The sequence below is a fragment of the Pseudoalteromonas sp. S408 genome, from assembly GCF_005886645.1.
Classification (GTDB): Bacteria; Pseudomonadota; Gammaproteobacteria; order Enterobacterales; family Alteromonadaceae; genus Pseudoalteromonas.
In genome coordinates this window covers 300,832-314,352 of the sequence record NZ_PNDY01000007.1, presented here as the reverse complement: position 1 = coordinate 314,352, position 13,521 = coordinate 300,832, and the positions used below count along the sequence as shown (strand labels likewise).

Below are 13,521 nucleotides of genomic sequence, written 5' to 3'. Positions count from 1 at the left end.
TTTATTTAGCAATAACATTTACTAACTCTAGGCCAGATGAGCTATAGAAAAAAGTCAATGCAGATTTTAAATCTTTAACCGTATCAAATTGGTCAAATTCCACGCCAGCAGTAACCATAGTTCGTGCTATATTCCCTTTTATCCCACAAAAAACAATTTTCACGCCTATAAGTTCAAGCACTTTTCCTAATCGAACCAAATGTGTGGCCACAGCAGTGTCAATCGCATCAACATTACTGAGGTCAACAATGGCTACGCTATAAGTTTCTTTTTCACATCGAAGTGTCAATGACTCTGTAATTTGTGCCATTCTGCCAGAGTCAATAGATCCAAAAAATCCAGTGTATAGACATTTTTCTGCAATTTCACACGCTATCATAGGAACTTCACCTATTATGTGCCTACGACTAATTGCGACATTTTCTTTAGACATTTTATGTTCCTTTTAAAATATAAAACTAATTTACTCAATGTCTAAACTATAATTTATAAAGGCAAAGAGTGATTAAAAACGTAATTTAATATTGTTAGTGAAATATGCTAAAGATTAACGTTTTTAAATTATGTTTCTTTTTTAAACCGTAAATATTCTGGGCTGTTTTTTATCTGGGTTGGTGTTTTCTTAATAATAGTTTATGAAATAGATTAAGCAAAAAAATTCTTGTATTTTCGATCTTTTACGTAAGTCTTCAAATTGTAGTGGCACACTAACTTTAAATATAAGTGGCTCAATTTGTAATTGACCAAGGCCATTAAGATAATAAGTCAACAGTAGGTAAATGTGGTACTCAATTAAATCAAGTATTTAATAGCCTGGCACCACCCGTTTCCCCCATGATGCCTGAGCAAACATCGTGGGATAGCTATTTTTCGCGCACCTTTAATCAATTAATGTGGTGGGCTGAGGGCTCCAGCAAACAACGTGAAGCGTTAGATCCTAAGCAATTAAGCAAAGATTTTAAACGAGACCCATCACAACGTAATGCGCCCTAACAGTTGATAAATTTATGCTAGTCTTTGTTTGCGTCTTCGCGGGGGGAGGCCAATATTGCTTGCTTTTGTTCGTCAGTTAAAATAATCCAGTCGAATATTTCGTCGCTAGTGCGCCCGCACCCAGTGCAGTAGCCATTCATTCTATAACATTCACCGATACAGTCTGTTTTTAAATGAGTGGATTGTTTACTGGGTGTTTGGCGCATACATTCTCTCGTTATTATTTAGTGGCGACGGGCTTTCCTACTTCTAAATAGGTCGACCAAGTTTTAATTTTTGATAACGTCTTACTGGTATAAACAGAAATAACCGGCGACTTATCATCAAGTACAAAGGTGGTATGCAGCGACGTTTCTGACTCTTTTTATGTTTCTAACCAGTTGTTTGTTTTAGTTAAACATTGGCGAGTGAGTTCAACTGCTTGTTGATGCATAGCTACCGCTTGTTGTTGATCTTTGTAGCTTTCTTGGCATTGATAGGTCACAGTTTTATTGTTAAAACTAGTCACTTGGCAGTTATCGCCAAATACATTGTACTTTGCAGTCCACACATCTAAATATGAGTTTTGTACTTTGGTGTCTTTTAATGCATCAAAGCGATTATCGAATTCGGTTATTAAGCCATCCATTTTTTCACAGGGCGTTAAGCTGTCTAATTTGGCTTTTTGTTCGCTGGTTAAACTGCTACAGCCAGATAAAATAAGGCCCGTGAGTATAAGCGTTAGATAAGTTTTCATAGTGCGCTATCCTTTTGTAATTGCTACCAAGGATACTTAAGGTAGAGAATAAATGCTATTGAGAGTCTGAATTAAAAAAGAAAAATTATGGCTTGTTATAACGATGTACGCCACATAATGGCGCACACAGTAATCGTTGTATTTACTTATGACGACCTTGTAGGCAAGCAACTACATCAGTGAGTTCTAACCCTTGGCGTTGTAATAGTACAACAAGGTGATACAACAAATCGGCCGATTCGTTGGTAAGCTCATCGTTATCGTGTTTCATTGCGGCAAGGGCAACTTCTACGCCTTCTTCACCTACTTTTTGACAACTACGGCTTAAGTCTTTAGCAAACAATGAAGCGGTGTAGCTTTTTGATGGGTCATCATTTTTACGCTCAACAATGACATCTTCTAATTGTGCTAAAAAGCTTAAGCTTGGTTTAGCATCATCGCCAAAGCAGCTTTGTGTGCCTAAGTGGCACGTTGGGCCCTCAGGGTTTGCCAGTACTAAAATTGAGTCGTAGTCACAATCGGTATGAACCGACACCACATTTAAGTAGTTTGCTGATGACTCGCCTTTAGTCCATAAGCGCGATTTAGAACGCGAATAAAAGGTTACTTTGTTGCTTTCAAGCGTTACCTTTAGTGCTTCGCTGTTCATAAAGCCTTGCATTAAAATAACACCAGAGCGAGCATCTTGAACAATAGCAGGGATCATTTCGCTTTTAGCAAAATCAACTTGAGTTTGGTTTTGTTGTGTTAATTGCATAATCTTGCTGCCACTTGGTTATCGGTTAAAAATTGTTTTAGTTCGCCAATGTTAATCACATTTTTGTGAAAAACACTGGCTGCTAATGCGCCATCTACTTCGCTTTGTTTAAATACGTCTACAAAGTCTTGCATGCTGCCTGCACCGCCAGAGGCGATAAGTGGGATATTACATAATGCACGCATTTTACTTAGCTGCTCGTTGTCGTAACCATTACGTACGCCGTCTTGGTTCATACAGTTTAAAACAATTTCGCCTGCGCCTAAGTCTTGAACGCGTTTAACCCATTCCTCGGTTTTATAACGTGTGCGGCTTGATGCGTTAGGATCGCCGGTTAATTGATACACTAAGTATTCGCCGGTCACTTCATCGTAAAAACTATCAATACCTACAACAACACATTGCTTACCAAATTCATCGTGTAGCTCTTTTATAAGCTCAGGGCGTGCAATAGCCGGGCTGTTAATACTTATTTTGTCTGCGCCGCGCTCTAAAACACGCGCTGCATCGGCTACCGATTTAATACCACCAGCCACACAAAATGGAATATCAATATGGCGGGCAATGCTCTCTACCCAGTTAACATCAAGTAAGCGTTTTTCAACACTTGCGCTGATCTCGTAAAAAACCAGTTCATCAGCACCAGCATCGCTGTATGCTTTTGCCATTGTTAAAATATCACCAACAACTTCATGGCCTTTAAATTTAACGCCTTTTACTACTTGGCCGTCTTTAACATCTAAACACGGAATTATGCGTTTTGATAACATGCCAACGCCTCCTCAACACTAAATGCGCCATCAAGCAGTGACTTACCTAAAATAACGCCGCCTACGCCAAGCTCTTTAAGTTTTTTAATGTCATCAAGTGAACTTACGCCACCAGAAGCTTGTACTTTAATGGTGCTGTTGTGACGAGTTAAATCTTCATACAATTCAAACGATGGGCCTGTCATGGTGCCATCTTTACTGATGTCCGTACATAAAAAGTCAATAACGCCCAAGCTTACATAAAAATCAACAAGCTCAAGTAAACCAAACTCAGATTCACTTAACCAACCGTGCGTAGCAGGTGCCCAGCCAGTGGCTGTTTTATTTACATCAAGGGCAATAACAAAGTGCTCTGCGCCAAATTGTTCAATCCAGGCTTTTACTTGCTCACGTTTTTCTACCGCCATTGAGCCAATAACAACTTGGTTAGCGCCGGCTTTTAGCCAATCACTTACATCTTGCTCTGAGCGAATACCGCCGCCCACTTGGTACGGTACGTTAAGCGCTTTAGTTGCGGCTTGAATATGTTTCCACTGCTTTTTGCTTGGATCGCGTGCGCCCTCTAAATCTACAAGGTGTAGCTTACCTGCGCCGCTGTCGGCGTATTCTTTTAAACGTGCACCAAGCTCAAAAGGGTAAAACTGAGCGGTGTCGTATTTACCTTGGTATAAACGAACAATTTGATTTTGTAATACGTCTAATGCTGGAATAATCACAAATAATCTCTTTATTGTTAGTTAATGGGCAGTTTATAACTGCCAATCAACAAAATTTTGTAATAAACGGGTGCCTACTTTTGCACTGCGCTCAGGGTGAAATTGCATGCCAGCGTAGTTGTCTTTAGCAACAATAGCTGAAAAGGTTTGGCCGTACTCGCCACTTACAAGTGTTGCGTCGTTTACAGTGTGCGCAAAGCTATGTACAAAGTACACTTGCTCGTCTTGTGTTAGCCCTTTAGTAAGTGCATGCTCTTTATTAATACTTAAGTTATTCCAACCCATGTGCGGCGACGTTAAACTGCCAACATCGAGGGCTTTTACTTGCCCAGGTATTTTACCTAAGCACTGTACGTTACCTTCTTCTGTGCTTTCGCACAGTAACTGCATACCTAAACAAATTCCCATCAGTGGGCGCTGGTATTCGTTTATAGCTTGTTGCCAGCCGTTATCTACTAGGCGTTTCATGGCAACAGATGCATGGCCAACGCCAGGTAATATTGCCCGCTCAAAGCCTTTTAATTGCTCTGGCGAGGTAATGACTGTCGGCGTTTGCCCTAAGCGTTCAAAGGCAAAACGTACTGAATTTATATTGGCACAACCTGTATTTATTATGGCAATCATAAACATCCCTTAGAGCTGGCTGTTTGTTGGGTCGTGTCTTGTGCTACTGCCATACGAAGGGCACGTGAAAACGCTTTAAATAAGCCTTCTACTTGGTGATGACAGTTACCGTCGCTCACCGATAAAATAAGGCTAATAGCAGCATTATCGCTTAAGCTTTTGAAAAAGTGCTCAACCATTTGTACGTCTAAATCGCCTGCTTTTTCGCGGCTAAAGTTAGCGTTTAATACAAATGATGCACGGCCCGATAAATCAATTTGTGCCTCTGCTTTACATTCATCCATTGGCAGTGCAAAACCATAGCGCGCTATTTGCGATTTAGTACCAAGCGCTTGCTTAAGCGCAACACCTAGGGCAATACCAATGTCTTCAACAAGGTGGTGCTCGTCTATGTGTAAATCGCCTTTGGCTTTAATGTTTAAACCAATGTTTGCGTGTGTGCGAATTTGATCAAGCATATGATCAAAAAAGCCAAGGCCGGTGTCTATGCTACCGTTTTTAGTTTGATCTAGGTTTATGGCTACATCAATTTGGGTTTCTTTGGTGTTACGCGTAACACGGCCTTCGCGGTTGGCTGTGGTTAGCTTGGTAACAATGGCAGGCCAGCTGCCATCGTACAAAATGCCTTCACAACATAAATTTTGTGCAAGGCCAATATCTGTTTGGCGATCGCCAATTACATATGAACGTGCTAAATCAACTTTGCCAGAGCGCATAAGCTCAGTTAATAAACCTGTTTTAGGTTTACGGCAATCACAGTTTTGCTCGTCAAAGTGTGGACAAATTAATACCTCGTCAAAGCTAATGCCTTGGCTTTGCATAATATCCATCATTTTATCTTGTGCTATATCAAAGTCAGCAGTCGGGAAGCTGTCTGTGCCTAAGCCATCTTGATTCGATACCATTACTAAACGGTAACCGGCGGCTTGTAATTGTAATAAAGCCGGAATTACACCTGGTAAAAAGGCAAGTTTTTCTAGGCTGTCTACCTGTTTGTCGGTAATTGGCTCTTCAATTATGGTGCCGTCGCGGTCAATAAATAAATAGGGGTTACTCATGATACTTCGTTTCCTGCTAATGGTGTTGTGGTAGTCGGCGTTTGTAAGCCATCTAACCAAATTTTAACTTGTTCGAGCTCTTGTTCACTACCAATTGAAATTCGTAGCCAATCGTCTTCACCGTATAGGGTAAACGCGCGCATTACTAAACCTTGCTCAAGGGCTACTTTAAAGTAGTTTTTGTTGGCTAATTTTAAGGTAACAAAGTTACCTTCACCAGTGAGGATTTTTAATGCAGCGGGGGAGGCGTTTAACCACTGTACAAGTTTAGCTTTTAAGCTATTTAAAATAGTCACTTGGCGGCGCATTGATGTAATTGCATCAGGTGCAATTGCCTGAGCTGCAATACTTGCCACCACCCCCGATACCGGATACGGCGCAATCACTTTACGAACTGGCGCAAGTACACTTTCTTGTGCAAGTGTAAAACCCGTTCTAAGGCCTGCAAGTGCAAACGCTTTAGATAATGTGCGCAGTACCACTACATTACTAAATTCGTTTATAAGTGCTGTGGCGCTTTGCTCTGGGCAAAATTCAATATAGGCTTCATCAACAATGACGAGTGCTTTTCCCGCAAGCGCTGTAGCAATTGCTTTTACTTTATTAAGCGGTGTTAGGCTACCTGTTGGGTTATTTGGATTACAAATAAACACCAGTTTCGAGTTGCCCACAGCCTTTACTATTTCATCAACACTACCATCAAGTAATAGCGCTTGCGTTAGGCTATTAATGGCAACGTTATGAGTATCAGCCGTTACTTTGTACATACCGTATGTTGGTAAAAATAACGCAATGCTGTCTTTGGCTGGTTCACAATAAGTGCGTACTAAAAGCTCAATGCCTTCATCGGCGCCTCGCGTCATTAATACGTTTTCGCTTTCAAGGTCTGTATAAGCAGCGTAGCGGTCAATCACTAGTTGCGGTTGGGGATCTGGGTAGCGATTTAAATCTTCAATACTCAGTTCAAGGTTTTTAGCATAAGGGCTTTCGTTGGCATTTAACCACGTTGTCCCTGATAGCTTTTCACTTTTAGCAGAGCTATAGGCAGCAAGTGCTGCAATATTTTGTGGTAATAAGCTTGTCGCTTGTGCGCTCTCATTGCTCATTTTTAATTGCCTCTAAACGAATTGAAACCGCATTTGCGTGTGCATCAAGGCCTTCTGCATCTGCAAGTGGTAAAATAGCTTTTGACAGCTGTGTTAAGCCACTTTTACTAATAGTTTGCACTGTGTACGTACGGAAAAAATCAAGCAAGTTTAAACTCGAGTAAGTTGCACTGTAACCGTAGGTAGGTAAAACGTGGTTAGTACCCGATGCATAATCGCCCGCTGACTCTGGCGTGTAGTCGCCTACAAATACTGAGCCTGCATTTTTTACTTTATCTAAATAAGGTGTTGAATCTGCTAATTGCAAAATTAAGTGCTCAGGGCCGTATTGCGCTGATACGTCAAATGCTTGTTCAACAGAGTCTACTAAAATAAGTGATGAATTAGCCAGTGCTTGCTCGGCTGTCTCTTTTCGGCTTAAGTTTGCAAGTTGGCGAGTAAGGGCCTTTTGCGTTTGCTCAATGATACTTTCGCTGTTACACAATAAAATAACTTGCGAGTCAGCGCCGTGCTCAGCTTGTGAGAGTAAATCTGCTGCTATAAATTCAGGATTTGCTCGCTCATCTGCTATTACTAATACTTCAGACGGGCCTGCTGGCATATCGATTGCCATACCAGGAATTGTTTGCGCAACAAGCTGTTTTGCCATCGTTACAAAGCTATTACCTGGGCCAAAAATTTTGTTCACTTTAGGCACTGATTCAGTGCCGTAGGCCATTGCGGCTATTGCGCCTGCGCCACCACTTTCAATTAAAGTTGTAATGCCACATAACTTAGCTGCATATAATATCGCAGGGTTAATGCTTTCATTACCTTGCACAGGGGTTGCAAGTACGACAGTTTTAGCACCACTTAATTGTGCAAGTACACCTTGCATAATAACTGATGATGGCAGTGGAGCACTGCCACCTGGTACATAAATACCCACAGCTTCGATGGCTTGATATTTCAGTTCACATACAACACCAGGTTGGGTTGATAACTTAATATCTTTAGGCAATTGCGCTTCGTGAAAACGTTTAACGTTTGCATAAGCGGTGTCAATTGCGTATTTAAGCTCTGCGCTTAGTGCTTGCTCTGATGCATTTATTTCATCAAGCGGTACACGTAAACGAGGGTTAGCTCTATTATCAAACTTTTTAGCCATATCAAGTAAGGCTTTATCGCCTTGCTCTTTAACATCGCTCATAATTGTTTGGCATATTGCTTCAACCTTTGCGCTGGCAGAAACCGCAGGGCGCATTAGCGCCGCTGCTTGTACTTGTGAAGATTCCTCATTCCAACGAAGCATGGTACTTACTCCATCATTTTTTCAATTGGCATTACTAAAATAGAGTTAGCGCCTAGGGCTTTAAGCTGCTCCATTGTTTCCCAAAATAATGTTTCGCTGCTTACCATGTGAAGCGCTACGTACTCTTCATTACCAGCAAGTGCTAGTAGGGTAGGTTGGCCTGAGCCTGGTAAAATTTCGCAAATTTCATCAAGTTTAGTTTTTGGCGCGTGTAGCATAATGTATTTGCTTTCTTTAGCTTGTTTAACACCACGAAGGCGCGGCATAAGCTTATTGATTAGCGCTAGTTTGTCTTCATCTTGAAGGTCTTTATTTTGAATTAAACAGGCGTTTGATTCTAAAATTGTTTCACCTTGCATCAAACCGTTCGCTTCAAGTGTTGCACCAGTAGATACTAAATCACAAATTGCATCAGAAAGACCGGCACGAGGGGCTACTTCTACTGACCCTGTAAGCATTACAGTGCTTGCATTAATGCCTTCGCGCTTTAACCACTGCGTTAAAATTTCTGGGTAGGTTGTAGCAATACGCTTACCTTCAAACCAGCTCTTATCACGTGGGCCAAGCTCTTGTGGCCATGCAAGTGCAAGGCGGCAGTAACCAAAATCTAGTTTAGCTAGTTTGCTAACTTCGCTTGTTACACCTTGGCGTTCACGTTCTGCTTGTACTTCTACTAGTACGTTTTCGCCAACAATACCTAAATCACAAACACCGTCCATTACTAAACCAGGAATATCGTCATCGCGCACACGTAGTACGTCAATTGGCATATTAGTAGAGTGTGCAATTAAGCGTTGTTCACGTAGGTTTAATTTAACACCTAATTGCTTTAGTAAATCTTGACAATCTTTAGACAGGCGACCGCCTTTTTGGATGGCGATACGTAAACGATTTGTGTTACTCATTATTCATTTTCCTTTAATTTAAAAACTAAAAACCCCGAGGGGAACCTCAGGGCGAAAATGAATCAATGTGTTTTGAATCGCCAGAGGTTCCTTTTAGGAATAACCTCTCAGCGAAAGACCTGACAGGTTATTCCGGTGAATGGTGGTGATGATGTACTGTTGTCAGGTTTAAGCGCATTTTTATATCCTATTATGCTTAGCGCTGTTTAGTGAGCGTTAAGCTTTAATCTGTTTCAATAATTTTCAAAGCTATAAAAACATATTAGCTATGCTTATAGCAAGTTTTTTTTAGCTTAATTAAAGCATAAGTTATAACTGCCGATACTATGGATATAACGACATAAGTTTGTATTATATCAACTGTTTGATTTTTGCTCACAACTAAGCGATTGCCTTTAAGGATGTATGTATGGATATGATGATACCTTACTTGGGTAGAATTACCCGATTGTCACTTGAGTCAAAAGGTGCATTTTATATCGCGGGTGTGCAAAGCAGTGCTGCTAGCGAAAAAATAGAACGTGAAAACAAAAAAAAACGTGAATTACAAAAGAAGAAAAAACTCAGTGTCATAGAAGATCAAACCAAGCCGCAAGTCAAAAAAAACAGTGTTACCCAAGACGATGATGGGATAGAACACTTAGATACATGGGCTTAAATTATTATCTAATCTAAGTAACTAAATCATTCTTGCGCCACTTAGCAGGCGTTAGTCCTGTGCTTTTTTTAAATAAACGGGAAAAAAAACTACTGTTTTCATAGCCCACATCTACCGATATTTCGTTCACGGTTTTGTCTGTTGCTAATAATTGCTTCTTGGCTTTATCTATTCGTACTTCTTGCACATATTTATTAATTGATATTCCTGTTGCTTGCGAAAATCGTCTTTTTAAATTGCGTTCACTAAAATTAAATTGTTTTGCTAACTCATGTATTGTGATTAAACCACTTGAATGGTTATGAATCCAATCTTGTATCTCATTAATTTTTTCGTCTTTATGATTATTAAATTGAGGCAAAATAAGATTTAACTTACCAGAGTCAGAAATAAGCAAATGAGTAGCGCATTGTTGAGAAAAGCGATCGCCTTTGTCTTTAGCAACAACACCTAAAAGCACGCTAATACCCGCCTCAAAAGAGCCTGTTGTATAGATATTCCCCATTTTTAAATACGATTTATGACTAATAAATTCACAATCAGGAAATAATCCACTGAGTGGTTTAACTAAACTCCAGTGAGTAGCTATCATCGTTTTGTTTAATTTAACTGTTGCTGCTAAAAAATATGAACCAGTACTTAAACTAAGAATAGACGTATTACTCTGTATTTTAGGTTTAAGCCACTCAATAATTAGGTCAGTGCCCAATGGCATATTTTTTAATTTAGAGCCTTCTATGGGCGGAATAATCACCAAATCATATGACTTGTCAGAAAGCGAATTATCGGCAACAACCAGTGAATTACTCGAGCTTGTTATAGGTGCACCGTCGGTCGTTATTATTTCTATGTTATAACTTTGAGGCAATGAGTAATGCGAGTCGAGTAGAGAAACAATAGTAAAAAAATCTTTTGCTAAAAATACGCTAACGGCCCAGCAGCCTTCGTAGGCAATAATTGCTATATTCTTCATAATTTCATTTGGCCTAATCGGACTGTTATAAATACCTGTGCAGACATATTATTTTAATTTTTGTAGAAGTAACATTAAAACATACTTTAAAGACTAACTTAACTTTAAAGTTGTTGTTTTAAAATGTTTTTTACTATTGAAAGATATAGTTTAAATATAAGCAATTACAATAAATATATTTATTAAGGTGGCAGGTTTGAAGCAGTACTTACAAAATGATACTTTTTTTAATCAAAATCATCATGAAATAAGCAGCTGGTTAAAAATGGTAAAAGGCAGCGGGGAACGCGCTAAGGCCGTTTCAATTTATTACCTTGTAAGAGACGGAATTAAATATGATCCCTTTACACTTTTAGATGGTGCAAAGTCACTCAGCAGCGATTATTGCTTAGACAACAAAGCAGCATACTGTATTCCCAAAGCATCATTACAAATAGCATTAAGTCGGGCTTGTAACATTCCTTCGCGATTGGGCTTAGCTGATGTGCGTAATCATTTAAGTACCCCTAAATTAGATGAGTTACTAAAAAATGAGGTATTTACAATGCATGCCTATGTAGAACAGTTTATTGAAGGGAAATGGGTTAAATCAACCCCAGCCTTTAACAAGGAACTATGCGACTTAGTTAATATAAAACCGCTAGAATTTGACGGGTTAAATCACTCTTTATTCCATCAATTTACCACTGATGGTAAAAAGCATATGGAATATTTAAAAGATCATGGTCAATATGCTGCAATGCCAACAGCGTTTATTAACCAAAACTGTGAGTTTTATTACCCACATTTAAATCTTAATTTCAACAATATTTAATAATACATAAACGAAAAGGGCTCAAACATACGCTCATTTGTTTGGGTAAAGCATAACCTGATTTTGAATAGGAAAGATTAACAGACAATGTTATTCAATTATGTTCAAAACCTATAATAGTTTTATACCTTGCATAGGCTTGTATTTGCTTGCCCTTGGTTAAAGCCTTACGTAAAATCACACTATTATTATTTTGAAAAGTGATTGCTGTTATCAAACAACTGTTTAGTGCAACCGGCCCTTTGGCGTTATCTTTTGATGGCTATACTCCGCGCCAACCACAAATTGATATGGCTGTCGCAGTTGCTCAAGCATTAAAAAACAGTTCACAACTCGTTGTTGAGGCGGGCACAGGAACAGGTAAAACTTTCGCTTATTTAGCGCCAGCCCTAAAATCTAAAGGTAGAACAATTATTTCTACCGGCTCTAAAGCACTACAAGAGCAGTTGTATCATCGTGATTTACCTCAATTGGTTAAAGCACTTAGCGCGACAAAAAAAACGGCATTACTAAAAGGGCGTGCTAACTACTTATGCACATACCGTTTAAATCAACATGTTGCGCATGTACCAACAGACGATCCCGATGTAATGCATCAACTGGCTATGGTTGCAAAATTTGCAAGCGAAACACAATCAGGCGATTTAGCTGATTGTATTGGTATAGAAGACGACGCCAAAGTTTTACCTTATGTGAATTCAACTGCCGATAATTGTTTAGGCAAAGAATGCCCAGACTTTCAAGAGTGTTACATACGTAAAGCGCGTTTGACTGCGGCGGAGGCGGATGTAGTTGTTATTAATCACCATTTATTTTTTGCAGACATGGCAGTTAAAGAAAGTGGCTTTGCCGAATTGATGCCCACAGCCGACGCCTATATTTTTGATGAGGCCCACCAACTAAGTGAAATTGCCAGCGATTACTTTGGTGAAAGTGTGAGTACTAAAAAGCTGGTGGACTTAATTACTGATTTACGCGCTATATACCGAGCTGAAATTCCTGACATGTTACAACTAGGTAAAAGCTTAAATAAATTAGAAACCAGTGTTGCCGACTTACGTTTACAGTTTGGTGTAGATGGTAGCCGAGGAGATTGGCGAGAAAAGCTGAGTGATAAGCAAATATGTGCAGCACTGCATCGCGTTATCAGCGATTTAGACTTTGTTTATCAAGTGCTAAAACTGTGCTTAGACAGAAGCGATAAAATAGAACATCCATTCGAACGGGCTTTAGCATTTAAAGGGCAGTTAGAACGGGTTTTTGATACCGCACAAACTGGTTTTAGTTATTGGTACGAGACAACACGACGCTTTTTAACTATAAATATTACACCACTCAATGTGTCTGTAAAATTTGCGCAAATGATGAAAGATACCGGTGCTGCGTTTGTGTTTACCTCAGCGACGCTGTCGGTCGACAATAAGCTTACCCACTTTAATGCCAGCTTAGGCTTAAAGCCAGAGCAAAGCATGATGGTCGACAGTCCGTTCGACTACCCAAATCAAGCATTATTGTGTTTACCTAGGTACTTACCAGAATCACATGCTGATAATATGCCTCATGCTATTGTTAAATTAACCCTTGAGCTTATAAAGTCAGCACAAGGGCGCTGTTTTGTGCTTTTTACAAGTTACCGTATGATGCATTTAGTCGCTGAGGGGCTTACAACACAAATTGACTACCCCGTTTACATGCAAGGGCAAATGTCTAAGCGAATTATTTTAGAAAAATTTACCCGCCATGGTAATGCCGTTTTATTAGGTACGGCATCATTTTGGGAAGGGGTGGATGTGAGAGGCAGTACGCTTAGCTGTGTTATTATTGATAAATTGCCTTTTGCAGCACCTGACGACCCCTTGCTACAAGCTAAAATGCAGGATTGCCAAATGCAGGGCAAAGATCCATTTGCACACATTCAATTACCGCAAGCAGTTATTGCATTAAAGCAAGGTGTAGGGCGTTTAATACGCGACAGCAAAGACAAAGGCGTACTTGTTATATGTGATAACCGATTAGTGACTCGACAATATGGTCAAGTGTTCTTAAAAAGCTTGCCTGCAATGCGTCGTACGCGAAGCTTAGAAGTCGCTAATACATTTTTACAACAAATTAATTAGAGT

Annotated in this window: 16 protein-coding genes; 4 read left to right on the top strand and 12 right to left on the bottom strand. The window is 39.8% G+C overall.

Going from position 1 to position 13,521, the window contains the following annotated elements; genetic code table 11:
• Nucleotide 1 precedes the first annotated feature (1 nt).
• The gene (locus tag CWB62_RS07865) at nt 2–433 is read right to left on the bottom strand and encodes an STAS domain-containing protein (protein WP_058405284.1); all 432 of its coding nucleotides are present in this window, start codon (nt 431–433) and stop codon (nt 2–4) included.
• A gap of 401 nt (nt 434–834) precedes the next feature.
• Here CWB62_RS07865 and CWB62_RS07860 point away from each other — a divergent pair, with 401 nt between their 5' ends.
• Nucleotides 835–993 (top strand): hypothetical protein, encoded by a 159-nt coding sequence (locus CWB62_RS07860; RefSeq protein WP_235591490.1) that lies wholly within the window; start codon nt 835–837, stop codon nt 991–993.
• Between the two features lie 17 nt (nt 994–1,010).
• On the opposite strand, the gene CWB62_RS07855 is transcribed toward CWB62_RS07860, so the two are convergent.
• The 10 genes from CWB62_RS07855 to hisG all read right to left on the bottom strand — a co-directional run bounded on the left by CWB62_RS07855 (nt 1,011) and on the right by hisG (nt 8,956).
• Nucleotides 1,011–1,199: a DUF1289 domain-containing protein gene (locus CWB62_RS07855; RefSeq protein ID WP_082653630.1), complete on the bottom strand. Its 189-nt coding sequence runs from the start codon at nt 1,197–1,199 to the stop codon at nt 1,011–1,013.
• Between the two features lie 158 nt (nt 1,200–1,357).
• A complete protein-coding gene (locus CWB62_RS07850; protein WP_249310727.1) occupies nt 1,358–1,729 on the bottom strand; it encodes a hypothetical protein in 372 nt (123 codons plus the stop codon).
• 142 nt (nt 1,730–1,871) lie between these two features.
• Nucleotides 1,872–2,486 (bottom strand): bifunctional phosphoribosyl-AMP cyclohydrolase/phosphoribosyl-ATP diphosphatase HisIE, encoded by a 615-nt coding sequence (gene hisIE / locus CWB62_RS07845; RefSeq protein ID WP_058405286.1) that lies wholly within the window; start codon nt 2,484–2,486, stop codon nt 1,872–1,874.
• On the bottom strand, nt 2,477–3,256 hold the full coding sequence (hisF, locus tag CWB62_RS07840; RefSeq protein WP_058405287.1) for an imidazole glycerol phosphate synthase subunit HisF: 780 nt from the start codon (nt 3,254–3,256) through the stop codon (nt 2,477–2,479). Before hisF ends, hisIE begins: the two co-directional genes overlap by 10 nt.
• Entirely contained in the window at nt 3,238–3,972 is a 735-nt protein-coding gene (locus CWB62_RS07835) for a 1-(5-phosphoribosyl)-5-[(5-phosphoribosylamino)methylideneamino] imidazole-4-carboxamide isomerase (RefSeq protein WP_002960267.1), read from the bottom strand. Before CWB62_RS07835 ends, hisF begins: the two co-directional genes overlap by 19 nt.
• 33 nt (nt 3,973–4,005) lie before the next feature.
• Nucleotides 4,006–4,596 (bottom strand): imidazole glycerol phosphate synthase subunit HisH, encoded by a 591-nt coding sequence (hisH, locus tag CWB62_RS07830; RefSeq protein WP_058405288.1) that lies wholly within the window; start codon nt 4,594–4,596, stop codon nt 4,006–4,008.
• Nucleotides 4,593–5,654 carry a bifunctional histidinol-phosphatase/imidazoleglycerol-phosphate dehydratase HisB gene (gene hisB, locus CWB62_RS07825; protein ID WP_058405289.1) on the bottom strand — a complete coding sequence of 354 codons (1,062 nt, stop codon included), beginning with the start codon at nt 5,652–5,654 and terminating at the stop codon, nt 4,593–4,595. The genes hisH and hisB overlap by 4 nt, the downstream gene beginning before the upstream one ends.
• On the bottom strand, nt 5,651–6,760 hold the full coding sequence (gene hisC, locus CWB62_RS07820; RefSeq protein WP_138528945.1) for a histidinol-phosphate transaminase: 1,110 nt from the start codon (nt 6,758–6,760) through the stop codon (nt 5,651–5,653). Before hisC ends, hisB begins: the two co-directional genes overlap by 4 nt.
• Nucleotides 6,750–8,051, bottom strand: coding sequence for a histidinol dehydrogenase (hisD, locus tag CWB62_RS07815; RefSeq protein ID WP_058405291.1), 1,302 nt, complete (start codon nt 8,049–8,051; stop codon nt 6,750–6,752). Before hisD ends, hisC begins: the two co-directional genes overlap by 11 nt.
• A gap of 5 nt (nt 8,052–8,056) precedes the next feature.
• Complete coding sequence (gene hisG, locus CWB62_RS07810; protein ID WP_138528943.1) at nt 8,057–8,956, bottom strand: ATP phosphoribosyltransferase; 900 nt, start codon at nt 8,954–8,956, stop codon at nt 8,057–8,059.
• 409 nt (nt 8,957–9,365) lie between these two features.
• Between hisG and CWB62_RS07805 the strand changes: the two genes are divergently transcribed.
• Complete coding sequence (locus CWB62_RS07805; RefSeq protein ID WP_058405293.1) at nt 9,366–9,614, top strand: hypothetical protein; 249 nt, start codon at nt 9,366–9,368, stop codon at nt 9,612–9,614.
• Nucleotides 9,615–9,627: 13 nt separating this feature from the next.
• Here the strand turns inward: CWB62_RS07805 and CWB62_RS07800 are convergent, their stop codons facing one another.
• Nucleotides 9,628–10,587: a GlxA family transcriptional regulator gene (locus tag CWB62_RS07800; RefSeq protein WP_138528941.1), complete on the bottom strand. Its 960-nt coding sequence runs from the start codon at nt 10,585–10,587 to the stop codon at nt 9,628–9,630.
• Between the two features lie 187 nt (nt 10,588–10,774).
• On the opposite strand from CWB62_RS07800, the gene CWB62_RS07795 reads away from it, so the two are divergent.
• Together CWB62_RS07795 and yoaA are read left to right on the top strand one after the other, a co-directional pair.
• Nucleotides 10,775–11,401, top strand: coding sequence for a transglutaminase-like domain-containing protein (locus CWB62_RS07795; protein WP_249310724.1), 627 nt, complete (start codon nt 10,775–10,777; stop codon nt 11,399–11,401).
• 200 nt (nt 11,402–11,601) lie between these two features.
• Nucleotides 11,602–13,518 carry a DNA repair helicase YoaA gene (gene yoaA, locus CWB62_RS07790; protein ID WP_138528937.1) on the top strand — a complete coding sequence of 639 codons (1,917 nt, stop codon included), beginning with the start codon at nt 11,602–11,604 and terminating at the stop codon, nt 13,516–13,518.
• Nucleotides 13,519–13,521: the final 3 nt, after the last annotated feature.